Here is a 24,080-nt window from a genome sequence, read left to right as displayed (position 1 = left end):
GACATAGGTTTCTGTGAGGCTATGGGACGCTAAGCTAGTGCTCGCCGGATTCATAATGCTGGGGTCCGGGGTTCAAGTCCCTGCGTAGCCACCAAACAAAACAAGGGTTTACCGAAAGGTAAGCCCTTTTTTGTGCGCGCTCGAAAAATGTGTGGAGACTAAGAGACCACGCCCTGACTGCCCGGATCAATCGACCCAAGGGTTTATGACGCTAACCCCCAGGTGATCGAAGTGCCGAACATTACGCGTAGCAACAGGCGCATCGTATAAAGCCGCAATGGCAGCGATCTGCGCATCGGCCATATCTGCCACCTTTCCCTTCGCTTCACTGGCTGCAGCCAAGCTGGCATAGCGAATCGCCGCATCGGCATCGAACGGCAGAATTCGTCCCGCAAAATCCTCATCGAACATCAGCTTCGCCAGATCAGCGAAAGCAGTCTTACGCTTCCCATCCGGCAGTCGAGCGATTCCATAGAGGATTTCAGCCACAGTAATGGAGCTTATATAAAGCTGCCCTGCAGGCTGCTGGTCAATCCAGGATAAAACCTCTACTGCTGGCTTCGCTTTCATCAGTTCGGAAAGCACGTTGGTATCAATCAGGATCATTCGCCGAAGCTCGCACCCCTTGCTTTGGTGTTTCGCTCAGGCACCTCAAGGTCAGCACCACCCACCGCAGAAAAGCGTGCGTGAATGCGGCTACCCAATCCACCTCTTTTGTCTTGCTTGGTCAACGCTTGGCGAATGATCAGTCTCGCCTCTTCTTCCATGGAGCGCCCGTGGCTGGCGGCGACGACGCGCAGCATGGCCTTGAGGTCATCATCCAGATTTCGAATAGTGATAGTTGCCATAGAGCCCTCCCAATGAAGTCAATGCAGTCATTGCTATCATACGCGTATGCATGTAGACATGCACACACGCTTGCAGACCAATGGCCTGGCTGCTCTGCAGCGGCAATAAATAACTGAAGGGCTGAAAGCCGACAGCTGCAGATAAAAAACAGTCATCGCGATTTCATCGCTGCATTTCATTACCAGCAAACAGTTGCCTGGTGGAGTGCAGCACAGCATGCCTTGCAGTAACAGTATTGGATGCGCTATCAGCCATAAAGCAAAAAGGCTTATCACCTGATAAGCCTTTTCGTCGTAAATGCGTTGTCGCTAAACCACCAGAAACCCCGCCACGATCATCGCCGCCACGGTTACCACGCCGAGGATTAGCAGTATCCGGCGGGCGCCTGAGTTTTCCGGGCTATCGAGCAGCGGCTGGTTGGGTAATGGCAGGTAGGCCGGTGTGGTGCTGAGTTTGAGGGGGCGCTGGATACGTAGGACGTTGCCGCCCTTGGGATCGGGCTTGGCGCTGAAGTTGTCCCATGAGGCGTTGTGCCCCTGCTGTCGGCGGCCTTCGCGCCACCACTCTCGGTCTTCCGGTCCCATGCTGCGCCCTCCTGGCTGGTGTGATCTGATCCATCAGAGCTGCATCGGCAGCTGCAAGTTCAGTGTACGCCTGTAAACAGATTCGCATGGGGCGATATTGGCACCGTCAATCGGTTGGTATTCGGCGGTGGCGCTGGCACGCCGGCGGGCACGGTTGCACAATCCGCTTTTCCCTGTGCGTCCTACTTCTGCCGTGACTGCCCTCGTCTCCCCTTACCTTCGCCGCCAGCCCTTGTGGGTAAGAGGCTGTTGCGCCTGGCTGCTGGCAGGTGTGCTAGGCATGCCGGTACAAGCCGAACCGCTGGCGCAGCGCGAACACCATCGCTGGACCATGGCCGACGATGACGGCCCCAATCAGGTCGGCGCTCTGGCGCAAACCCGCGACGGCTATCTGTGGCTAGGCGCCGACAGCGGCCTGCTGCGCTTCGATGGTTTTGACTTTACGCCCTACCAGCCGAACGACGGGCAGCCGCTGGGCACGATCGCCAGCCTGCTGGCAGTGGACGATGGCCTGTGGGTTGGCCTGCGCGCTGGCGGTGCCCGGCTGATTCAGGGGCGCAGCACGCGCACCTTCGCTCCTGGCCAGGGTTTTCCGGGTGGCGCACTGTATGGGCTGGCGCGGGATCACGACGGCACTATCTGGGCGGCGACCCATGAAGGGCTGGCCCGCTTCGACGGCGAACGCTGGACCACCGTCGGTGCCGAGCAGGGCTTCAACGCCAGAAGTGCGCGGGCAGTCTTCCTCGACCGCGACGGCACCCTGTGGGCCGCCAGCAGCCATCACCTCTATCAGCGCCCTGCCGGCGCCTCGCAATTCAGCGAAGTGGACGGCGGCCTCGACTGGCCCAGCCAGATCGCCCAGGCGCCAGATGGCTCGATCTGGATCGCCGAGCGCTACCTCAACCGCCTGCACCGCGTGATGCCTGGCGACCAGTCGCACCTGCAGAGCCAGCCGGTGGATGCGCCAATCAACGGCCTGCTGTTCGATGACGCCGGCGGGCTGTGGACCAGCACGCCGGGCAACGGGTTGCTCCGTTACCAGAAGGCGCAGTTGCCGCTGGACATTGCCCACGCCGAGCGGGTGACCCGCCGCGAAGGCCTGAGCGCCGATTACCTCTGGCCGCTGCTGGAGGATCGCGACGGCACGGTATGGGCCGGCAGCAATGCCGGGCTCGACCGTTTTCGGCTGCGCGAACTGAGCCCCGCGCCGCTGCCGGCCGGCACCCTGAACGCGGCACTGGCGGTGGCCAGCGATGGCGCGCTGTGGGCAGCCAGCGGCAACCGCGGCTTGCTGCGCCTGTACAACGGCGAGCTGCAGCGCTGGCCCATCGCCGAGCCGGTGACCGCCCTGCTCACCGGCACCGACAGCGACGTCTGGGCCGGGGGGCCCCATGGCATCTGGCACGCCACATCAGCCGGTACCGAGTTGCAGGCCCGGCTGCCCGAGCAGGCGCCGGAGGAAGCCTCGGTACGGGCAATGGTCCATGCCGACGACGGCAGCCTGTGGGTGTCGATCAACGGGCTCGGTCTGTTCGTGCTGCGCGGCGAGCAATGGCAGGCGGTGGCTGGCGTCAGCGAACAGCCAAGCCAGATGATGCCGGTCAGCGCCGGGCGCGACGAACAGGGGCGACTGTGGTTCGGCTACCGCGACAACCTGCTGGTCAGCCGCCAGGGCGACGGGCTGCGCCAGTGGGGCGAAGCGGATGGGCTGCGGATCGGCCACGTGACCGCGCAGCTGCACCACGACGGGGTTTCCTGGTTTGGCGGCCAACACGGTCTGGCGCGCTTCGACGGTAAGCGCTTGCAGATGCTGCCACTGCCGGCCAACGGCCAGTTCGACAATATCTATGCGCTGCTGCCCGGCCGCGACGGCGACCTGTGGGTACATGGCAAGGGCGGCATCCTGCAGTTGCCGGCGGCCGAGATAGTACGAGCTCTGGCCGAGCCGGGTTATCGCCTGCGCTACCGCTCGGTGAGCCTGGATGGCAGCCTGGCCAACGACCCCTACCGCGTACTGCCGCTGCCTACCGGTGTGGTCGGCGCCGATGGCCGGCTGTGGCTCTCCACCAGCGCTGGCGTGAGCCTGCTCGACCCGGCGCGCCAGCCGGCGGTCGCTGCACTGCCGCCAGTGATGATCGAGAGCGTGCAGGTCGATGGCGTTCCGCAGCCGCTGCCCGCCCCGCTGCAGCTGCCAGCGGGCAGCCAGCGCCTGGTCATCGACTACGCAGCGCTGAACCTGCGCGCTCCGCAAAGCCTGGCCTTCCGCTATCGGCTGCAGGGCTTTGACAGCGAGTGGATCGAGGCCGGGCGCCAGCGACGCGCCACCTACACCGGGCTGCCGGCGGGCGATTACCGCTTTGAGGTGCAGGTGTTCGACCAGAGCGGTGGCGAGCCGGCGGCCCCGACCGTGCTGACCTTCAGCGTGGCGCCGGCATTCTACCTGCGCCCGCTGTTCTATATGCCGACGGGCGCGGCGCTGCTGCTGATGCTCTGGTGGCTGCATCGCCGTGCACTGCGCCGTGAGCGCCGGCGGCTGCGCCTGCAACTGCACGCCCAGCAGAGTGAGCGTGAACGCATCGCCCGCGAACTGCACGATACCCTGCTGCAAAGCGTGCAGGGTCTGATGCTGCGCTTCCAGGCAGCTGCCGATACGCTGGCAACCGATCACACGGCCCGCACGCGGCTAGAGCGTGCCCTGGACCGCGCCGACGAGGTGATGCAGGAAGGCCGCGAGCGGGTGCAGCACCTGCGCCAAGCCGGCACCGGCGGTCTGGGGCTGGCGGCCGAGCTGAGCCGATTCGTGCAGAGCCTGGACGAACCCGGCATCGAGGTCGCTCTGCACGTCAACGGCGACCAGCGCCAGCTGCATGCCGGCGTGCAGGACGCCGCCTATCGCATCGCTGTCGAAGCGATCAGTAACGCAATACGCCACGCCAAAGCGCGGCAGATCACCGTGATGCTGAATTACGATGCGCGCGGTTTGCGTCTGCGCATCGAGGACGACGGCCAGGGCATCACCGCCGACTACGCCACAGCCAATGGCAGGCCTGAGCGCTGGGGCGTGCGCGGCATGCATGAGCGTGCGGCGCAGGTCGGTGGCACGCTCGACGTGCAGGCGCTGGCCAGCGGCGGCACCCGGGTGGAACTGCGGATCAATGCGGCGCTGTCCTATGCCGAACAGACCTGGCAAACCTGGCGCCGCTGGTTCCTGCGCCACGGCCACCCACCACAGAGAGAAACGCCCCATGAGTGACAAGCCCATTCGCCTGCTGGTGGTCGATGATCATCCGCTGCTTCGCGAAGGCATCGCCGCGGTGCTTGAAGCTCACCCGGAAATCGTGCTGGTCGGTGAGGCCGATGACGGCGAGCAGGCCGTGGCGCTGTTCGCCGAGCTGCGCCCGGACGTAACGCTGATGGACCTGCAGATGCCCGGCCTCAACGGCACCGAAGCGATCCGCGCGATTCGCGCGCAGTTCGCCGATGCCTGCATCGCCGTGCTCACCACCTACAGCGGCGACGCCCGCGCCTTGCAGGCAGTGCAGGCCGGCGCCCGTGGCTATCTGCTCAAGAGCATGCTGCGCAAGGAGCTGGTCAGCGCCATTCACTGCCTGGCCGCCGGCAAGCGCCACTTCCCGGAGCCGATCGCCAGCGAGCTGCTCGCCGCCATCGCCGAGGATGGCCTCACTCCGCGGGAAACCGAAGTGCTCCAGCGCACCGCCCAGGGCCTGGGCAACGGCGATATCGCCACGCAGCTGGCAATCTCCGAGGACACGGTCAAAGGCCATATGCGCAGCATCATGACCAAGCTCATGGCCCGTAACCGCACCCACGCGGTGAGCATTGCCCTGCAGCGCGGGATCATCGATAACTGGGACTGACACACTGCCTGCCAAGGTTAAGCCGGCCCTTAACCTTAATTAACATTACGCAACTCGCCCGTAACACCGCGCTCTTCAACAATCCCTTCTGCCCCGCGACACGAGGTCGCACGGCGCCGCCAAACCGCGGTGCTGCCAGGCGCCAGTTGGGATATCAGCATGAAGGGCATCCAGGGTTCCGCACCGTCGCAGGCATCGGCCGGCAAGCTCGCCGCCTGGCAGGAAGCGATCGCCAAACAGTTGATGCTGGCCAACCTGGATGCCGGCATTTCGGTCGCCGAAATCGCCGAGGCCTGCGCCCTGTCGCGCAGCCACTTCACCCGCAAGTTCAAGGAGAGCACCCTGCTGTCGCCCCACGTGTGGTTGCGCCAGCAGCGGGTCGACAAGGCCATGGAGTTGCTACGCGACTCGCCGTTGTCGCTGACGCAGATCGCCATGGAGTGCGGCTTCTTCGACCAGGCACATTTCTGCCGGGTGTTCGCCAAAAGCCAGGGCGTGAGCCCGCTGGCCTGGAGGCGCAAACAAACCATTCGGGCCGAGGTTTTACGGAAGCTGGCCTGCTGAGCTCTCAGCCCAGGGCAGGAATCTGCCAGGCGCTGGCAAGCGCTGCCTCCTCAGCCTTGTGCCGGGCGAAGGCGCGGGTGCAGCCGAGCATGTGGTAGTAGACCGCCTCGCCGTCACGGCGCAGGCCGATCAGCGACAGCGCCACCAGACGTGCCACGGCAGCGCAGCGCGCGGTGGCGCTGACCGGCACCTCGGCCAGGGCCTGTTGTGCATCCGCCACCGTGAAGTACGTATCGCAGCGCGCCAGGCCCTGCAGGCAACGGCGCTCCTCGGCGCTGAGCAACCCGTAGCTCCACTCCAGTGACGCCTGGAGGCTGGCATGCCGAGCCGGCGTGCTGCGCCGCCCGAGCAGGCTGAGATAGCTGTGGTTGTCGAGCTGGGCGAGGATGCCGTCCAGGCTCTGGGCGTCGAGCTGCGCGGCGGCCAGTTCGATGGCCAGTGGCAGGCCGTCGAGCCGCCAGCACAGTTCGGCCACCCGCGGCACATCGCTTTCCAGCAGCCGAAAATCCGCCTGGCGGGCTCGCGCCCGGCGCACGAACAGCTTCACCGCCGGGTAACGCAGCGCCGCGGCCAGACGCAGATGACTGCCGAGCGGCGGCGCCTCCAGGGGCGCCAGCGGCTGTACGTATTCCTCGGCGGTGCGCAGCGCCTCGCGGCTGGTGGCGAGTATGCGCAGGCCTGACGCGGCCTGCAGCAACGCTTCGCTGAGCGCGGCGCAGGCATCGACCAGGTGCTCGCAGTTATCCATCAGCACCAGCATCTGCCGGTTGGCCAGAGTCGCCTGCAGGTGAGCCTGGGCGTCGACGCCCTCGGGCACCGCGATGCCCATCTCCGAGGCCAGGGTGGTCGCCAGCTGCGCCGGCTCGGTGAGCGTCGCCAGATCGGCGAAGCGCACGCCATCGGCGAAATAGCCGAGCTGCTGCTGGGCGACGCGCAGGGCCACGGTGGTCTTGCCCACCCCGCCGGGGCCGATCAGGGTGATATGCCGGCGTGTGTGCAAACGCCGCGAGAGGTCCTCGATCAGTCGGTCGCGGCCTTCGATGCGCACCGGTCGGCTGGGCAGGTCGCTGGCCGCCCCAAGCGCGTCATTCTGGAACTGGCCGACCTGCTCGACATGGGCGACGAAGCTGTAGCCGCGCTGACGCACGTTGGTGATGTAGTCCCGCGATTGCGGGCACACCCCGAGCACCCGGCGCAGGGCGGAGATGTGCACACGCAGGTTGATCTCTTCGACGAAGGTTTTCGGCCACACCCGGGCGATGATCGCTTCCTTGCTGACGATCTTGCCGGCGCTCTCCACCAGCACCAGCAGGATGTCCAGGGCGCGGGCGCCGATAGGCAGCGGGCGGTCGCCGTCGAGCAGCAGGCGACGCTGCGGATGCAACTCGAAGCGGCCGAAACGCAGGACGGTGTCGCTGCCAATGGGTTCGAGATCGCGCATGACCTGTTCAGCATCCCGCCATGCCGGACGTCACCCATCGGGTCTCGGCTGTTCGGCGCTCTGCCGCTCCTGTTCTGATAAGAGAATCATTCTCTACCGTTCGTCTGCCCACAGACATCGTCACAGGGGGACGGATTCGGCCATTGCGGTGCGCAACTCGGACAACCGATGAAACGCTCTAGCGCGGGCGTCGTGGCCCTTTGCCAGCCGATCAGCCGAACTGGTGACGGTATTGCACCGGGGTCAGGCCCAGGCGCTTGTCGAACATCTGCCGCATATGCCGGGTGCTGCCGAAGCCGCTGCGAAAGGCCACCGTTTTCAGCGGCAGATCGGTGCTTTCCAGCAGCGAACGGGCGTGGTCGACCCGGGCGTTGAGCACGAATTCCATGGGCGTCATCTGCAGCTCGCGGGTGAACACGCGCGCGAAGTTGCGCACGCTCATCGCTGCGAACTCGGCCAGCAGCTCGACGGTGAACGGCTCCTGAATGTTCTCGAGCACGTACTGCTGCACCCGATCCAGGGGCGTAGTGCCTTGGGCGGTCGGTGGCAGCAGCGGGCTGAACTGAGCCTGGCCGCCCTGGCGCTTGATCACCACCAGCAGCACCTTGGCGACGTCCAGCGCGAGCTTCTTGCCGTGGTCATCGGCGAGCATCGACAGCGCCAGGTCGATCCCCGCCGTGACGCCGCCGGAGCTGAGCAGTTTGCCGTCCTTGGTGAACAGCTGGTCGCTCTCCAGCTGGGCCTTGGGAAAGCGCTTGGCAAAGCGGTCCAGGTAGTGCCAGTGGGTGGTCACCCGGTGACCGTCGAGCAGACCGGCCTCGCCAAGAATGAAGGCGCCGGTGCATACCGCGGCATGCCGGCGCGAGGCCTGGGCGGCGTCACGCAGCCAGCCGTACAGGTGCGGATGCCTATCGTTGTAGGCACCGGGGCCGCCGGGCACCAGGAGGGTGTCGTAGGCCACCGGCGCATCGACGGCCAGTTGTTCGGCCTGCAGGACGATACCGTTGGAGGCGCGCACGCTCAGCGATTCCGCACCCAGGGTGACGATGCGGTAGTGCTCGCTCTCGGGCAGGTAGCGGTTGGCCACCGAGAACACCTCGATCGGCCCTGCCACGTCGAGCATCAGAACATCGGCGAAGAGCACGATCGCCACGGTTTTGCTGGTCATGCACAGTCTCGAACGCAAGGGAAAGCAGCCGCCCTGGCGTGGGGCAGCTGTCAGTTTTGTAAATCCTGGCGTCGATTATCTAGGCATGGCCGCCGGTTAAACAGCCCCTCCGGGGGTGCTTTCAGGCAGCACTAAAGTGTTGCTGTCCGCTCGCCTTCAAGGCTCAGGCGGCCATGAACCTGAGGATCTGCTCGCGCAACCAGCGCTCGGCCGGGTCCTGGTCCTGGGCGGCGCGCCAGACCATGGTCAGCTGCGCCGGCACGATCTCGAACGGCGGCTCTTCCATCACCAGGCCGCCGCCCTGCACCAATGCCTCGGCGGCGTAGTCGGGAATGGTGGCGATCATGTCGGAGTTGCGCAGCAGCGCGCCCAGGCCGTTGAAGTGCGGCACGGCCAGGGCGATCTTGCGGCTGCGCTGCAGGCGCGCCAGGTCCTGGTCGATGTTGCCGCACAGATCGCCGGACATCGACACCAGCGCGTGGGGCCGCGTGCAGTAATCGTCCAGGGTCAGTGGCGGCGTGCCGTCGGCGGCGCGGATCACCATGGCGCGGATGTCGCGCAGGCTGCGGCACTTGGCGTTGGCCGGCAGCTGAGTGGTGTAGCTGATGCCGATGGACACCTCGCCGGTGGCGAGCAGGCCGGGCAGCAGCAGGAAGTTGGCGTTGCGCACCACTAGTACGCATTCGGGCGCCTGTTGGCGCAGGTGGGCGAGCAACTGGGGCAGCAGGCCACACTCGACGTCATCGGACATGCCGATGCGAAACACCGCGGTGCTGCTACTGGGGTCGAAATCCCGCACCTCGCTGATCGCCTGGGAAATGCCATCCAGGGCAGCCGGCAGGCGGCGGAAGATTTCCAGTGCGCGGGGCGTGGGCTCCATCTCGCGTCCGTTGCGTACCAGCAGCGGGTCGTTGAAATAGTCGCGCAAGCGGGTCAGCGAAGCGCTGATCGCCGGCTGACCGAGGTAGAGTTTTTCCGCCGTACGCGTGAGGTTGCGCTCGTGCATCAGGCTTTCGAACACGACCAGCAGCTGCAGGTCGACTTTGCGCAGGTCGTTGCGGTTCACGATGGGCTCCCGGAAAAGGCTGCACCGCGGAAATGGATGGGGCCGCGACGGGAAATCCGCCGCGGCCCGCTGAATGGGTGGACGGCTGAGACGCCAGCCGCCCTCACCTGTTACTTGCCTTCGGTGAGCGCCGAGTAGCTGGTGATCAGGTTGCGGTAGTCCGGGATGTGGTCCGAGCAGATCTTCGCCAGTCCTTCCACATCGTTGCGCCAGTCGCGGTGCAGCTCGCAGGCCACGGCGAACCAGTTCATCAGCTGGGCGCCAGCGGCGGTCATGCGCTGCCAGGCCGAGTCGCGGCTGATCTGGTTGAAGGTGCCGGAAGCATCGGTGACCACGAACACGTCGAAGCCCTCTTCGATGGCGGCCAGGGCCGGGAATGCCACGCACACCTCGGTCACCACGCCAGCGATGATCAGCTGCTTCTTGCCGGTGGCCTTGATCGCCTTGACGAAGTCTTCGTTGTCCCAGGCGTTGATCTGGCCAGGGCGGGCGATGTATGGCGCGTCCGGGAACAGCTCCTTCAGCTCGGGCACGAGCGGGCCATTGGGGCCGGTTTCGAAGCTGGTAGTGAGGATGGTCGGCAGCTTGAAGAACTTGGCGAGGTCGGCCAGGGCCAGCACGTTGTTCTTGAACTTGTCCGGGTCGATGTCACGCACCAGGGACAGCAGACCGGCCTGATGATCGACCAGCAGAACGGCGGCGTTGTTTTTGTCCAGGCGATTGTAGGGCTTGCTCATGATGAAACTCCGGTTGGGTTGGGAGAACGTGGATCGGGGTTGCGCGGCTCGGGTACGCCGAGCAGATGACGGATGCGCACGGGTACGCCTTCGCGCTGGTATTGCCGGGCGGCGGCCTCGATGCGCTGTTCGGCCACGGTGACGCGGCCGTGGTGACGCAGGTGTTCGAGCCAGGAGGCATCGAAGAAGAATTCCTGCCAGAGATGCGGGTTCTCGCTGTCCTGCAGCAGCCCCCAGGACAGCGCGCCATTGCGCCGACGCATGGCGCGCACGGCGAGCATCGCGTGGCTGAACGCCTCGGCGTGTTCGCGGGGGATGTCGTATTCCAGGGTGACCATCACCGGGCCACGCTCGCGATCCAGATCAGCGCTCAGCACCGGGGCCGGCCAGTGCACGGAAGGCGCCAAGTCCTCGGCATCGGTGACCGGCAAACGGAAGCGCCAGGACAGCAGCACGCCGAGCACCAGCATCGCCCCGCCGCCGGCCAGGGCCACGCTCAGCGAGTACTCGCTGGCCAGCGAGCCCCAGACGATGCCGCCAAGGGCGCTGCAACCAAAGAACACCAGGATGTAGACGGCCAGGGCGCGGGCGCGCACCCAACTCGGCACGGATGTTTGCGCGGCGACCTGCAGGCTCGACAGCACGGCGATCCAGGCAGCGCCGCTGACCAGCATCACCGGAATCAGCAGGGTGAAATCGCGAATGAAGGCCAGGCCGAACAGCACCGTGGCATAGGCGAGGCTGGCACCGGCGACGATCAGGTCACTGCGCAGCCGCTCACGCAATTTGGGCAGGAACATCGCCCCGCCGATGGCGCCAGCGCCTACGCAGCCCAGCAGGATGCCGAAGTCCGCCGCCGTACCGTGCAGCTCGCGGCGCACCAGCAACGGCAGCAGCGACATGCCGGCACTGGCGCCAACGAAGAACGCGAAGGTGCGCGCCAGCACGGCCTGCAGGGGTTTGGCGCTGCGCGCATAACGCACGCCGAGACGCACCGCACCGAACAGCCGCTCCGCGGGCAGGATGCTCACCGTAGGCGTGCGCTTACAGGTGTACAGCGCCGCGATTACCGCGAAGAACGACACGGCATTGAGGGCGAAGGTCAGCCAGGGGCCGCTGAGGCTCACCAGCACACCTGCGATAGCCGGGCCGATGGCCCGCGCCACGTTCATGCCCAGGCTTGACAGCGCCACGGCAGCCGGCAGCTCGCTCTTGCCGACCAGCTCGGGCGTCAGTGCCGACCAGGCCGGCATCATCAGTGCGGTACCAATGCCCATGGCCAAGGTCAGCAGCAGGAGCAGCGGTACGTTCATCAAACCCAGCAGCGTCAGGCCGGCGAGCAGCACCGCCACGGACGCCATCCACAGCTGCACGGTCAGCAGATAGCGACGCTTGTCGACGATATCGGCCAGGGCGCCCGCGGGCAGCGCCAGGAAAAACATCGGCAGCGCCGCCGCCACCTGAACCAGCGCCACGGCGAGCGGGCTGGCCGACAGCGAGGTCATCAGCCAACCGGCACCGACCTCGTGCATCCAGGTGCCGATGTTCGAGGCGATACTGGCCAGCCATAGCCAGCGGAACACCGATGTGCGCAGTGGGCTCCAGGGGCCGGAGGTGGTTGGTTGGGTGACGCTGGTCATGGGTTATCTCGTTAAAAAGCAGTCGGTGTCGGTAAAAAATGGGCACAGCGGTGCCCGAGGCGCGGCGAGACGCCGATAAAAAATGATTCGTGGTTGATGATCGTTCCCACGCTCCGCGTGGGAATGCAGCTCTGGGCGCTCCCACGCGGAGCGTGGGAGCGATCAGAAACAGACCTCAGAACGCAAAGCACGAACACCCGAACGCGCCCCAGAAGCCGGCGTAGTCGCTCACCGGCACCTTGCTCTGCCGCGCTCGCTCATGGCTGTGGGCGTGCACCGCGCAGGAGCCGACGCACTGGTGCACGGCGGCCTGCAGCGGCGCAGCGGGCTTCCAGTGCCCCGGTACCTTGGCCACCGGCGACCAGTCCGGCAGTACCGGCAGCGGTGGGTTGCCGTGCTTGTCGAACTCGTCGGCGCCGTAGACCACCTTGCCGCCCACCACGGTGAGCACCGATTCCAGGTACTTGATCGCTTCTTCGGACACGCTGAAATAGTCCTGGGAAAGCACCGCCACGTCGGCCAGCTGACCCACGCGGATCTGCCCCTTCTTGCCCTGCTCGTTGGAGAACCAGGCACTGCCCTGGGTGAACAGTTGCAGCGCGACTTCCCGCGACAGCCCTTCGGGGTACAACGCGGTGCCGCCCACGGTCTTGCCGCTGACCAGCCAGTACAGCGAGGTCCAGGGGTTGTAGCTGGCCACGCGGGTGGCATCGGTGCCGGCGCCGACCGGCACGCCCTCGGCGAGCATGCGTTTGATCGGCGGGGTACTTTCCGCCGCCTGCTTGCCGTAGCGATCGACGAAGTATTCACCCTGGAAGGCCATGCGGTGCTGGATGGCGATGCCACCGCCCAGCGCCCTCACCCGCTCGATGTTCTTCGGGGTGATGGTTTCGGCGTGGTCGAAGAACCACGGCAGGCCGTTGAACGGGATGTCGCGGTTGACCTTCTCGAACACGGCGAGCATGCGCGAGATGGATTCGTCGTAGGTGGCGTGCAGACGGAACGGCCAGCGGTGCTCGACCAGGTGGCGCACCACCGGTTCCAGATCGGCCTCCATATTCGGCGGCAGGTCCGGGCGAGGCTCGAGGAAGTCCTCGAAGTCGGCGGCCGAGAACGCCAGCATCTCGCCGGCGCCGTTATGGCGAAAGTAGTCGGTGCCCTGGCCGTAGGTGACGGTCTTGGTCCACTGCTGGAAGTCGGCCAGTTCTTCCTTGGGCTTCTGGGTGAACAGGTTGTAGGCGATGCGTACGGTCAGCTGGTCGTTGTCGGCCAGCTCCTGGATCACCTGGTAGTCGTCCGGATAGTTCTGGTAACCGCCGCCGGCATCGATGGCGCTGGTCAGGCCCAGGCGATTGAGCTCACGCATGAACTGGCGGGTCGAGTTGACCTGGTATTCGAGGGGCAGCTTCGGCCCTTTGGACAGGGTCGAGTAGAGGATCATCGCGTTGGGGCGGGCGATCAGCATGCCGGTGGGTTCGCCATTGGCGTCGCGCTGGATTTCGCCACCGGGCGGGTTGGGCGTGTCCTTGGTGTAGCCGACCACCCGCAGGGCCGCGCGGTTGAGCAAGGCGCGGTCATAGAGGTGCAGCAGGAACACCGGGGTGTCCGGCGCCGCCTGGTTGATCTCGGCCAGGGTCGGCATACGCTTTTCGGCGAACTGGAATTCGTTCCAGCCCCCGACCACGCGCACCCATTGCGGGGTAGGCGTGCGGTCGGCCTGGTCCTTGAGCATGCGCAGGGCATCGGCCAGCGACGGCACGCCTTCCCAGCGCAGCTCGAGGTTGTAGTTCAGGCCGCCGCGGATCAGGTGCAGGTGCGAGTCGTTGAGGCCGGGAATCGCGGTGCGCTTGTTGAGGTCGATGACCTTGGTGGCGGCGCCCTTGGTGGCCATGGCCTCGGCGTCGCTGCCGACCGCGATGAAGCGGCCATCCTTGATCGCCACGGCGCTCGCATGCGGGCGCTCGGGGTCCACGGTGTGGAATTTGCCGTTGAGCAGGATCAGGTCGGCGTCGTTCATGTTAGCTCCGAATGCATAGCCGGCACCGCCGGCAAAGGGTAAGGCGGACCACAGCGCGCCAGCCGCGCCGAGCAGGCCACCGGCAGCAACGACCTGGCGGCGTTTCGGGTCTTTGGGATCATCGGTCATGGCTGGGCGCTCCGGTCGATCAGCGGGACACGAAGGCCAGCAGGTCTTCGTTCAGACGCTGCTGATGGGTCACGGCGAAGCCATGGGGCGCGCCTTCGTACACCTTCAGTTCGGCGCCCTCGATCATCTGCGCGGCGAGGCGGCCGGTGGTTTCGAACGGCACGATGGCGTCGGCGTCACCGTGGATCACCAGGGTCGGTACATCGACCTTGGTCATGTCGGCGCGGAAATCGGTTTCCGAGAAGGCGGTCACGCAGTCGACGGTGCCCTTGAGCGAGGCCAGCAGCGCGATGTTGAGGGTCTGGGTGAGCACGCCATCGGAGATCGCGTGGCCCTTGTCGATGCCATAGAACAGCGTGGCGAAATCGCTGATGAACTGCGCGCGGTCCTTGAGCAGGCCGTCCTTGATGCCGGCGAACACCGAAGCGTCGACGCCTTCGGGAAAATCCGCGGCCTTGCCGAAGATCGGCGTGACCGCACCGAGCAGCGCCAGCTTGCTCACCCGCGAAGTGCCGTGGCGGCCGATGTAGCGGCTGACGTCGCCGCCGCCCATGGAAAAGCCCACCAGGGTCACGTCGTGCAAGTCGAGGTGTTCGATCAGCTGGGCGATGTCGTCGGCGAAGGTGTCGTAGTCGTAGCCCGTCCACGGCTGGCTGGAGCGCCCGAAACCGCGACGGTCGAAGGCGATGGTGCGGTAGCCGCGGCTGCTCAGGTACTGCATCTGGTATTCCCACATGTCGGCGTCCAACGGCCAGCCGTGGCTGAACAGCACGGGCTTGCCGCTGCCCCAGTCCTTGAAATAGATCTCGGTGCCGTCGCGGGTGGTGAATGTGCTCATGGCGATAACCTCTCGGATAGGAATGTGGGAAAAATTCAGCGGGCGCTCAGCCAGCCGGCGCACCAGCGGGTGACCGCCGGCATGATCCAGAACACCACCGGCACGACGATGCACAGGGTGATCAGCAGGTTGCTCGGCACCACGCCGCCCAGCGTCGGGTACTGCTGGAACAGCGGCAGCCACAACTGCGGGATGATCATGGTCAGCGGGCAGATGACCAGGTAGGTCAGCACCGCCTGTTTCCACTTCAGCGGCTGGGGTGCCTGGGCATGTTCGGGGGTGAACCAGAATTCGTGGTCGCGGCTGACCTGGATCTGGTCGCCGCCTTCGAGCAGCGGCAGCACTTCGTCGATCAGCAGACGCCGGCGATCCGAGGCGATCCACTCGTCCAGTTGCCAGCCTTCGGCGAAGCGCAGCACGGTGGTGAAGGCATCACCCTGCCCTGGGACGCGGATCACGTTGACGCCCAGGTGGCCCGGCTGCTGTTCGGCGGCGGCCAGGGCGCGCTTGAGCCAGGCTTCATAGGCAGGCAGGCAACCGGGGCGCACCTGGTGCTGGATGACCAGGGTCACCACATCGCTCGGCACAGTGGTTGGCATGGTGGAACGTCCCTGACAGCGAAATCGACCCGCGAGGCCAACGCCTGCGGCATGACGATCAGCAAGCCTGCGGCTGCACCCCGACCGTGCAGCCACTATGCCGCTGGGTCGAGCGGCGTTATTGGACGTATGTGCTCAGCTGGCAATCGACCAGCGACTGCGGTCAGCAAGCGGGCTCAGTTGAGCAGCAGCTCGACCAACAGGAAGGCGACAGCGATGGCGCACAGCAGCACGCCCAGCCAGAAGAACGAGGCGCCGCGCTGCACCGGGGTGTCGATCACCGCGCGCTTGGGAAACGCCGGATCGTAGCGCACCGCCACCGGATCGCCTTTGCGGTAGTGGCGCCAGCTGCTCATGCTGCTTTCGTGCATGTGCAGGTTGCCGTGCTCGTCGCGCCATTCAAAACGCGGGTAGCGGCTCGGCGTACTCAGCCCCCATTCACTGGCGATGATGCGCCCCTGCGCGCACAGCCAGTCGCGGCTGGCGCGCCGGCGGGAAAGGCCGATGCCCATGAGCACGGCGCCGACGCAGCCGAACACCAGGGCGAGAAAAACGGGAACAGGCATGACTCACTCGATTACTGGGACCTGAATAGATAGTGCCGGGCCAAAGCCTGAAGGTTCATGGAAAAAACCTGCCGTTCGGCGGCGTGTGCATAAGTGTCATCTGCAAAGGCGTATAAGAGGACGACAGGCCGGTTAGGTGGTGAAAATTTAGGTTGAGTGTTCGGCAACCTGCCGTGTCCATCTCTATGGACACGGATTAAGGAGAGTCACATGAAAACCACGCCTACCCTCAGCATCTTGTTCGGCGCCCTGCTGGCCAGCGGCATGGCCCATGCGGCCGACCCAGCCCAACAGGAACCGGCCCGCGAGGCCTACCAAGGTCAGGTGCTCAAGCAGCAGCCCGACCAGGAAGACCCGCAAGCCAAGGACCCGATGCACATCGGCGATCTCAAGGAAGGCACCCCGGCACCGCACAAGTACTGGCGTGACGACTATGCGATCAAGGACCTGAAAAAACACAACTTGCCGGAGCCCGAAGACAAGGAGCACGAGCATTGGGTGAAGATCGGTACCGATTACGTGTTGCTGAACAACAACACCGGCACCATCCAGCGCATCATCAAGGGTAGGTAACCGCTCTGGCACGCTGTACCGACACGTAAATAAAGCTCAACGGCGCCGCTCAAGTGGCTATCATTCACGCAGGTTCCGCCATGCCTCGTGTCGGTTCTTTCTCTTCTAGGGATGGATGATGAAAGCTTCAGCAAGCAAGCCCAAAAGCCCGCGCAGCGATTTCGCCCGCAGCGCCATCGCCGTGGCGGTCGGCGCCGCGCTGGCTTATGGGGGCATGCAGCTGTTCGCGCGCCTGTATCCGGCGCCGGAGCAGCCCACCACCATAAAGCTGGCGCCTGCGCCGGTATCGGCTCCAGCCTCGGCGAGCTCTCCTGCAACGCCTGCAGCAGCACCCATCGAGCCTGTGGCACCTGGGGAAGATCCCTGGTGGCGTGGTGATGCCGCGTTCTGGCAGGAGCAGGCACGTTTGAACAGCGCCGCCGTGGCGCCGCAATACCGCGAGCTGCAATTCGCTTGGTCCGAACGTATGGCGGCACTCGCCAAGCAGCGCGCCGCACAGGACATCGGCAAACGCGACCCGGCCACGATGCAGGCCAAGGATGCGCAAACCACCGAACTGCACGTCCAACCACGCAGCAAACCCTGACTTCGGCCGAATCGGCCACCCTGCCCGCCTACATTGATCGTCATCACGTTGTCTAACGGAACGCTTATCACGACGTAGGCTCAAAACCCTGCTCTGGCCTCGCGCCTTTGTACACCGATGCGAGCATAATGCTGCCCCCGTGCAACCCGCCCCGATCCATGGCGGGCTGCCCAATCGTTGGAGCCTTAGATGGAATTCATTCACCTGGTTATCGATTTCATTCTGCATATCGACCAGCACCTGGCGGCCCTGACCGCCCAGTACGGCACCTGGATCTACGCGATCCTGTTCCTGATCGTGTTCTGCGAAACCGGCCTGGTGGTCACGCCGTTCCTGCCCGGTGATTCGTTGTTGTTCGTGGCCGGCGCCATCGCCGTGCACGGCGAGATGAACGTACACCTGCTGGTGCTGCTGTTGATCACCGCGGCGATTCTCGGCGATGCGGTGAATTACACCATCGGCCGCTTCCTCGGTGAGCGCCTGTTCCGCAACCCGGACTCGAAGATCTTCCGCCGCCGTCACCTGGAAATCACCCAGCAGTTCTACGCCCGCCATGGTGGCAAGACCATCATCCTGGCGCGCTTCGTGCCGATCGTGCGCACCTTCGCGCCCTTCGTCGCCGGCATGGGCCGCATGAGCTACGCACATTTCGCCGCCTACAACGTGGTCGGCGCGATCCTCTGGGTCACCCTGTTCACCTACGGCGGCTATTTCTTCGGCAATCTGCCGGCGGTGCAGAGCAACCTGCACTACCTGATCGTTGGCATCATCATCGTGTCGATCCTGCCGGGCGTGATCCAGCTGATCCGCCACAAGATGAGCAGTTCCAGCCGCGTGCAGACGCCGCAATGACCGAACCGCAGACATGAAAAAGCCCGCGTTTTTACGCGGGCTTTTTGTTGGTCGCTTGCTACGGTCAGGACTGCGGGGCCGGCTCGCTGGCCGGCGCAGCCTGGTTACGCTCGTTCCAGCCACCACCGAGCGCCTTGTACAGGTTGATCTCGCTGGTCAGCTGCGACAGGCGTACGCCGATCAGTTGCTGCTCGGCGCTGAACAGCTGGCGCTGGGCATCGAGCAGGGTCAGATAGCTGTCCACACCGGTACGGAAGCGGCGGTCGGCCAGGTCGTAGTAGTTCTCCGAGGCTTCCACCAGGTTACGCTGCGCCTGCAGCTGCTCCTCGTAGGTGCCGCGGGCTGCAAGGCCATCGGCGACTTCCTGGAAGGCGGTCTGCACTGCCTTCTCGTAGTTCGCCACCTGAATGTTTTTTTGGATCTCGGCGTAGTCAAGGTTGGCGCGCAGGCGACCGGCCGTGAAGATCGGCAGGTTGATCTGCGGCTGGAACAGCCAGGTGCCCGAACCGCCGTCGAACAGACCCGATAGCTGACGGCTGGCGGTGCCGGCGTTGGCGGTCAGGCTGATGCTCGGGAAGAACGCTGCACGCGCGGCGCCGATGCTGGCGTTGGCGGCGAGCAGTTCACGCTCGGCCTGCAGCACGTCGGGGCGCCGCTGCAGCAGGTCGGACGGCAGGCCCGCCGGCACGTCGGCCAGCAGCTGCTTGTCCAGGCCATCGCCTTGCGGCAGGTCGGCCGGCACCGGGCCGCCGAGCAGCACGCCCAGGGCGTTACGATCCTGGGCGACCTGGCGGGTGTACTGCGCCAGGTTGGCCTGGGCGGTCTGCACCGCGGTGCGCGCCTGGCTCAGGGACAGCGCGTCGGTCACGCCGACGTCGAAGCTGCGCTGGGTCAGCTCCAGGCTGCGCTGATAAGTGCCAAGGGTATCGCGGGTCAGCTTGAGCAGTGCCTCGTCAGCCTGCAGCGTCAGGTAGGCGTTGGCCACACTGGCGATCAGGCTGATCTGGGTGCTGCGCCGGGCTTCTTCGGTGGCGAAGTACTGCTGCAGGGTCTGCTCGTTGAGGCTGCGCAGACGCCCGAAGAAGTCCACTTCCCAGGCATTCACGCCCACGGTCGCGCTGTACTGGCCGCCAACCGTGGAACGGCCGGTCTGCGACAGGTCGGCCGGTGTGCGCTGGCGAGTACCGCTGCCATCGGCCGAGATGTTGGGGAACAGCTCGGAACGCTGGATGCGGTACTGGGCCTGGAAGGCTTCGACATTCAACGCCGCAACGCGGAGGTCGCGGTTGTTGTTCAGCGCGGTTTCCACCAGGCGCTGCAGCGCCGGGTCACGCAGGAACTCGCGCCAGCCCAGATCGGCGGCAGCCACCGAACCCTGCACGTTACTGCCCTCGTAGGCTTTGCCCTGAGGCCAGACGTTGTCGACGGGCGACTGCGGGCGCTGGTAGTCAGGGATCATGGTGCAGCCGCTGAGCACGATGCCCGCGACTGCCAGAGACAACAGGGACTGCCTCACTGGACGGCCTCCTCATCATTGGATTGTTTGACGCTCTTGTCCTTGAACATCGAGCTGACCACCACATAGAACAGCGGAATCCAGAAGATCGCCAGGACCGCGGCAGTAAGCATACCGCCGATCACACCGGTACCGATGGCGTGTTTGCTGCCTGAACCCGCGCCACTGGCGATGGCCAGCGGCACAACGCCGAGGATGAATGCCAGGGAGGTCATGATGATCGGGCGCAGACGCATACGACACGCCTCGACGGCGGCCTCGAGATGGCTCTTGCCCTGTTCGTGCAGCGCCTTGGCGAACTCGACGATGAGGATCGCGTTACGCGCCGACAGGCCGATGGTGGTGATCAGACCCACCTGGAAGAACACGTCGTTGGACAGCCCGCGGCCCAGGGTGAACAGCAGCGCACCGAGAATACCCAGCGGCACTACCAGGATCACCGAGAACGGAATCGACCAGCTCTCGTACAGCGCCGCCAGGCAGAGGAACACCACCAGCAGCGACAGCGCGTAGAGGGCCAGGGTTTGCGAACCAGCCAGGCGCTCCTCGTAGGATTGCCCCGTCCAGTCGTAGCCGATGCCCTGCGGCAGTTCGGCGGCAATGCGCTCCACTTCGGCCATGGCCTCACCAGAACTGTGGCCAGGCGCCGGCGCACCGAGAATCTCGATGGCGCTCACACCGTTGTAGCGCGACAGCTTGGGCGAACCGTAGACCCACTCGCCGGTCGCGAAGGCACTGAACGGCACCATCTGGCCCTGATCGTTACGCACGTGCCACTTGCTCAGGTCCTCAGGGTTCATGCGCGAGTCGCTCTGACCCTGCAGGTAAACCTTCTTGACCCGGCCCTTGTCGATAAAGTCGTTGACGTAGCTACCACCCCAGCCGATCTGCAGGGTGGTGTTGACGTCCGACAGCGACACACCGAGGGTACGCACCTTCTCGTCGTCGACAATCAGCTTGTACTGCGGCTCGTCGAGCAGGCCGTTGGCGCGCACACTGCTGAGCACCGGGCTCTGGTTGGCCAGCTGCAGGAATTTGTCACGGGCCTGGTTCAGGGTCGCCTGGCCAACACCTGCACGATCCTGCAGGAACAGGTTGAAGCCGGTGGCATTGCCCAGCTCCATGACCGCTGGCGGCGCGAAGGCGAACACCATGGCATCGCGGAACTCGCCACCGAAGAAGCGACCCTGAGCACGCTGCGCCAGCTCGGCAACGCTGGTGCCTGCCGCGGTACGCTCGGACCACGGCTTGAGCATGATGAACGCCATACCCGAGCTCTGGCCGCGACCTGCGAAGTTGAAGCCGGTCACGGTAAACACCGAGTTGACCACATCCTTCTCGTCTTCGAGCAGGTACTTGCGCATGTCATCTACGACCGCCTGGGTACGCGCGGCACTGGAGCCCGAAGGCGTCTGCACCTGAGCGAACAGCACGCCCTGGTCTTCCTCAGGCAGGAACGCAGAAGGAATCAGGGTGAACAACCAGCCGGCGATGGCGACGATCACCGCATAAAGGATCAGGAACGGTACCCGGTGCTTGACCACGCCACGCACACCACGCTCGTAACCGTTGACGCTGCGCTCGAAGGTACGGTTGAACCAGCCGAAGAAGCCGCGTTTCTCGTGGTGATCACCTTTGGCGATGGGCTTGAGCAAGGTGGCGCACAGCGCCGGGGTGAAGATCAGCGCCAGGATCACCGAGAGCACCATGGCCGACACGATGGTGATCGAGAACTGCCGGTAGATCACCCCCACCGAACCGCCGAAGAAGGCCATCGGCAGCAGCACCGCCGAGAGCACAACGCCGATACCCACCAGAGCACCCTGGATCTGGCCCATGGATTTGCGCGTCGCCTCACGTGGCGACAGGCCCTCCTCGCGCATCACCCGTTCGACGTTTTCCACCACCACGATGGCGTCGTCCACCAGCAGGCCGATGGCCAGAATCATGGCGAACATGGTCAGGGTGTTGATGCTGTAGCCGAATACCGCCAGCACGCCAAAGGTACCAAGCAATACCACCGGCACCGCCAGAGTGGGGATCAGCGTGGCGCGGAAGTTCTGCAGGAACAGGTACATCACCAGGAACACCAGCACGAAGGCTTCGGCAAGGGTCTTGACCACGCCGTGGATCGATTCCTGCACCACCGGAGTGGAGTCATACGGCATCACCACTTCCATGCCGGCCGGGAAGAACGGCTTGAGCTGGTCGATGGTGGCACGGATCGCCTTGGCGGTATCCAGGGCGTTGGCACCGGTGGCCAGCTTGATCGCCAGACCGGATGCGGCGTTACCGTTGAACTGTGCACGGATGTTGTAGTTCTCGCCGCCCAGCTCGACCTTGGCGACATCGCCCAGGCGTACTTGAGAGCCGTCGCGATTGACCTTGAGCAGGATGTTGCGGAACTGCTCCGGCGTCTGCAGGCGAGTCTTGCCAATGATGGTAGCGTTGAGCTGCTGGCCAGGGCCAGCGGGCAGGCCACCGAACTGGCCGGAGGAGATCTGCACGTTCTGCGCCTGAACGGCGGTGCGCACGTCGACCGGGGTCAGCTGGAAGTTGTTGAGCTTGGCCGGATCGAGCCAGATACGCATGGCGTACTGGGCACCGAACACCTGAAAGTCACCGACGCCCGGCGTCCGGGAAATCGGGTCCTGCATGTTGGCGACGATGTAGTTGGACAGATCCTGGTTGGTCATGCTGCCGTCGGTGGATACCACACCGATCACCAGCAGGAAGTTCTTCACCGCCTTGGTAACGCGCAGGCCCTGCTGCTGAACCTCCTGAGGCAGCAAGGGAGTGGCCAGCTGCAGCTTGTTCTGTACCTGAACCTGGGCGATGTCCGGGTTGGTGCCCTGGTTGAAGGTGACGATGATCTCCATGCTGCCATCGGAGTTGCTCGCCGAGCTGATGTAGCGCAGCCCGTCGATGCCGTTCATCTGCTGCTCGATCACCTGCACCACGGTGTCCTGCACGGTCTGTGCGGAAGCCCCCGGGTAGTTGACCTGGATGCTCACCGCCGGCGCGGCGATGCTCGGGTACTGATTAACGGGCAATTTGAGGATGGACAGGCCGCCCGCCAGCATGATCACCAAGGCGATCACCCAGGCGAAAATCGGCCTGTCGATGAAGAAATTCGACATCGTGTAATCGCTCCTTAGCGGCTTTCGGCCTGTTCAGGTTCAGCCTGGTCAGCAGCGGCCTGTTCTGGCGCAGCCACGTTCTTGGCCTCGGTGGTCTTCACCTCGGCACCTGGCTGCACGAACTGCAGGCCTTCGGTAATCAGCTTGTCGCCGGACTTCAGGCCATCGAGCACCACCCAGCGGTTGCCGTCGGTGCGCTCGGCCTTGACCTGGCGCAGCTCGACCTTGTTCTCGGCATTGACCACCAGCGCGGTCGGATCACCCTTGGCGTTGCGGGTAATGCCCTGCTGCGGCGCGAGAATCGCTTCCTTGTTCACACCAGCCGGCAGACGCGCGTGCACGAACATGCCCGGCAGCAGAGTGTGATCCGGGTTGGGGAATACGGCGCGCAGGGTCACCGAACCAGTGCCTTCGTCGACCGACACTTCAGAGAACTCCAGAGTGCCTTCGTGTTTATAGGTGCTGCCGTCTTCGAGGCGCAGCTGCACCTTGGCGGCGGTGTCGCTGGCCTTCTGCAGTTGACCGCTTTCCAGCTCGCGGCGCAGACGCAGCAAGTCTTTGGTTGGCTGGGTCACGTCGACGTAGATCGGGTCGAGCTGCTGGATGGTCGCCATGGCGGTGCTCTGGCCGCTGCTGACCAGCGCACCTTCGGTCACCGCCGAGCGGCCAACGCGACCGGCGATGGGCGCCAACACCTTGGTGTAACGCACGTTGATGCGTGCCTGTTCCAGAGCAGCCTCAGCCTGCAAGCGGGAAGCCTGGGCTTCGTCATAGGCCTGACGGCTCACCGCCTGATCGGATACCAGGCTCTTGTAGCGCTCGGACAGCGACTTGGCCGAGGCCAAGGTCGCTTCGGCACTCTTGGCAGCGGCTTCATAGACGGCGGCATCGATCTGATACAGCTGCTGACCGGCCTTGACCTCGGAGCCTTCCTTGAACAGACGCTTCTGGATGATGCCGTTGACCTGCGGACGCACCTCGGCGATACGGAACGCCGCAGTGCGGCCCGGCAGCTCGGTGGTCAGCGTGTAGGGCTCGGTCTTAAGGGTGACGATACCGACAGTCGGTGCCTGTTTCGGCGGTGGCGCCGCCTCGTCTTTGCAGCCGGCGAGCGTCAGCGTAGCCAGAGCGATAGCGGAAACCGTAGCGGCGAAGGCTGGCTTCTTCTGCATCTGAAAGGACCTCATGTCTAAGTGATTCGAGCCGCAGGGCGCGGGTACCTGGCAGATAGCCGAGGTGGATACTGGGAAATAGAGCGCAAATATACTTACGTTCGAGAATGTTTGTAAACGGATCTTTTTGTGTGACACTGAGCCCGCATGTGACTCCCCAGAAGA

General features: G+C 64.8%; 21 protein-coding genes. 6 read left to right on the top strand and 15 right to left on the bottom strand.

The window, feature by feature from the left end:
* Positions 1-186 precede the first annotated feature (186 nt).
* The 3 genes from PVA39_RS18135 to PVA39_RS18125 form a co-directional block, all read right to left on the bottom strand.
* On the bottom strand, positions 187-606 hold the full coding sequence (locus PVA39_RS18135) for a type II toxin-antitoxin system VapC family toxin (RefSeq protein WP_274125220.1): 420 nt from the start codon (positions 604-606) through the stop codon (positions 187-189).
* Positions 603-848, bottom strand: coding sequence for a FitA-like ribbon-helix-helix domain-containing protein (locus PVA39_RS18130; RefSeq protein ID WP_274125219.1), 246 nt, complete (start codon positions 846-848; stop codon positions 603-605). Before PVA39_RS18130 ends, PVA39_RS18135 begins: the two co-directional genes overlap by 4 nt.
* A 309-nt stretch (positions 849-1,157) precedes the next feature.
* Positions 1,158-1,433, bottom strand: coding sequence for a hypothetical protein (locus tag PVA39_RS18125; protein ID WP_274125218.1), 276 nt, complete (start codon positions 1,431-1,433; stop codon positions 1,158-1,160).
* 280 nt (positions 1,434-1,713) lie between these two features.
* Between PVA39_RS18125 and PVA39_RS18120 the strand changes: the two genes are divergently transcribed.
* The 3 genes from PVA39_RS18120 to PVA39_RS18110 all read left to right on the top strand — a co-directional run bounded on the left by PVA39_RS18120 (position 1,714) and on the right by PVA39_RS18110 (position 5,875).
* Complete coding sequence (locus tag PVA39_RS18120; RefSeq protein ID WP_274125217.1) at positions 1,714-4,686, top strand: sensor histidine kinase; 2,973 nt, start codon at positions 1,714-1,716, stop codon at positions 4,684-4,686.
* The gene (locus tag PVA39_RS18115; protein WP_274125216.1) at positions 4,679-5,311 is read left to right on the top strand and encodes a response regulator; all 633 of its coding nucleotides are present in this window, start codon (positions 4,679-4,681) and stop codon (positions 5,309-5,311) included. Before PVA39_RS18120 ends, PVA39_RS18115 begins: the two co-directional genes overlap by 8 nt.
* 159 nt (positions 5,312-5,470) lie before the next feature.
* Positions 5,471-5,875, top strand: a complete 405-nt coding sequence (locus PVA39_RS18110; protein WP_274125215.1) for a helix-turn-helix domain-containing protein — start codon at positions 5,471-5,473, stop codon at positions 5,873-5,875.
* A 4-nt stretch (positions 5,876-5,879) separates the two neighbouring features.
* On the opposite strand, the gene PVA39_RS18105 is transcribed toward PVA39_RS18110, so the two are convergent.
* The 9 genes from PVA39_RS18105 to PVA39_RS18065 all read right to left on the bottom strand — a co-directional run bounded on the left by PVA39_RS18105 (position 5,880) and on the right by PVA39_RS18065 (position 16,076).
* Positions 5,880-7,316: an ATP-binding protein gene (locus PVA39_RS18105; protein ID WP_274125214.1), complete on the bottom strand. Its 1,437-nt coding sequence runs from the start codon at positions 7,314-7,316 to the stop codon at positions 5,880-5,882.
* A 211-nt stretch (positions 7,317-7,527) separates the two neighbouring features.
* Positions 7,528-8,484 (bottom strand): GlxA family transcriptional regulator, encoded by a 957-nt coding sequence (locus PVA39_RS18100; protein ID WP_274125213.1) that lies wholly within the window; start codon positions 8,482-8,484, stop codon positions 7,528-7,530.
* A gap of 163 nt (positions 8,485-8,647) precedes the next feature.
* Entirely contained in the window at positions 8,648-9,550 is a 903-nt protein-coding gene (locus PVA39_RS18095; RefSeq protein WP_013790017.1) for a LysR family transcriptional regulator, read from the bottom strand.
* Positions 9,551-9,660: 110 nt separating this feature from the next.
* Positions 9,661-10,287 (bottom strand): isochorismate family cysteine hydrolase YcaC, encoded by a 627-nt coding sequence (ycaC, locus tag PVA39_RS18090; protein ID WP_013790016.1) that lies wholly within the window; start codon positions 10,285-10,287, stop codon positions 9,661-9,663.
* Complete coding sequence (locus PVA39_RS18085; protein ID WP_274125212.1) at positions 10,284-11,927, bottom strand: MFS transporter; 1,644 nt, start codon at positions 11,925-11,927, stop codon at positions 10,284-10,286. Before PVA39_RS18085 ends, ycaC begins: the two co-directional genes overlap by 4 nt.
* Positions 11,928-12,102: 175 nt before the next feature.
* Positions 12,103-13,944, bottom strand: a complete 1,842-nt coding sequence (locus PVA39_RS18080) for an amidohydrolase (protein WP_274125351.1) — start codon at positions 13,942-13,944, stop codon at positions 12,103-12,105.
* A gap of 148 nt (positions 13,945-14,092) precedes the next feature.
* On the bottom strand, positions 14,093-14,911 hold the full coding sequence (locus PVA39_RS18075) for an alpha/beta fold hydrolase (RefSeq protein ID WP_274125211.1): 819 nt from the start codon (positions 14,909-14,911) through the stop codon (positions 14,093-14,095).
* Positions 14,912-14,946: 35 nt separating this feature from the next.
* On the bottom strand, positions 14,947-15,510 hold the full coding sequence (locus tag PVA39_RS18070) for an antibiotic biosynthesis monooxygenase (protein WP_274125210.1): 564 nt from the start codon (positions 15,508-15,510) through the stop codon (positions 14,947-14,949).
* Positions 15,511-15,686: 176 nt separating this feature from the next.
* Complete coding sequence (locus PVA39_RS18065; RefSeq protein ID WP_093505634.1) at positions 15,687-16,076, bottom strand: DUF3592 domain-containing protein; 390 nt, start codon at positions 16,074-16,076, stop codon at positions 15,687-15,689.
* A gap of 210 nt (positions 16,077-16,286) precedes the next feature.
* Between PVA39_RS18065 and PVA39_RS18060 the strand changes: the two genes are divergently transcribed.
* The 3 genes from PVA39_RS18060 to PVA39_RS18050 all read left to right on the top strand — a co-directional run bounded on the left by PVA39_RS18060 (position 16,287) and on the right by PVA39_RS18050 (position 18,087).
* Complete coding sequence (locus PVA39_RS18060) at positions 16,287-16,649, top strand: RcnB family protein (protein ID WP_274125209.1); 363 nt, start codon at positions 16,287-16,289, stop codon at positions 16,647-16,649.
* A 118-nt stretch (positions 16,650-16,767) separates the two neighbouring features.
* Positions 16,768-17,235 carry a hypothetical protein gene (locus PVA39_RS18055; protein WP_093505630.1) on the top strand — a complete coding sequence of 156 codons (468 nt, stop codon included), beginning with the start codon at positions 16,768-16,770 and terminating at the stop codon, positions 17,233-17,235.
* A 189-nt stretch (positions 17,236-17,424) separates the two neighbouring features.
* Positions 17,425-18,087, top strand: a complete 663-nt coding sequence (locus PVA39_RS18050) for a DedA family protein (RefSeq protein ID WP_274125208.1) — start codon at positions 17,425-17,427, stop codon at positions 18,085-18,087.
* 64 nt (positions 18,088-18,151) lie between these two features.
* Here the strand turns inward: PVA39_RS18050 and PVA39_RS18045 are convergent, their stop codons facing one another.
* The 3 genes from PVA39_RS18045 to PVA39_RS18035 are packed head-to-tail and all read right to left on the bottom strand — an operon-like array spanning position 18,152 to position 23,915.
* On the bottom strand, positions 18,152-19,603 hold the full coding sequence (locus PVA39_RS18045; RefSeq protein WP_274125207.1) for an AdeC/AdeK/OprM family multidrug efflux complex outer membrane factor: 1,452 nt from the start codon (positions 19,601-19,603) through the stop codon (positions 18,152-18,154).
* Positions 19,600-22,743 carry an efflux RND transporter permease subunit gene (locus tag PVA39_RS18040; RefSeq protein ID WP_093505624.1) on the bottom strand — a complete coding sequence of 1,048 codons (3,144 nt, stop codon included), beginning with the start codon at positions 22,741-22,743 and terminating at the stop codon, positions 19,600-19,602. Before PVA39_RS18040 ends, PVA39_RS18045 begins: the two co-directional genes overlap by 4 nt.
* Before the next feature lie 14 nt (positions 22,744-22,757).
* Entirely contained in the window at positions 22,758-23,915 is a 1,158-nt protein-coding gene (locus tag PVA39_RS18035; protein WP_274125206.1) for an efflux RND transporter periplasmic adaptor subunit, read from the bottom strand.
* Positions 23,916-24,080: the final 165 nt, after the last annotated feature.

It is taken from the genome of Pseudomonas sp. CNPSo 3701, assembly GCF_028674975.1.
GTDB classification, from domain to species: domain Bacteria; phylum Pseudomonadota; class Gammaproteobacteria; order Pseudomonadales; family Pseudomonadaceae; genus Aquipseudomonas; species Aquipseudomonas straminea.
Note: the sequence above shows the minus strand (reverse complement) of the source record. Positions and strands in the feature narration are given on the sequence as shown.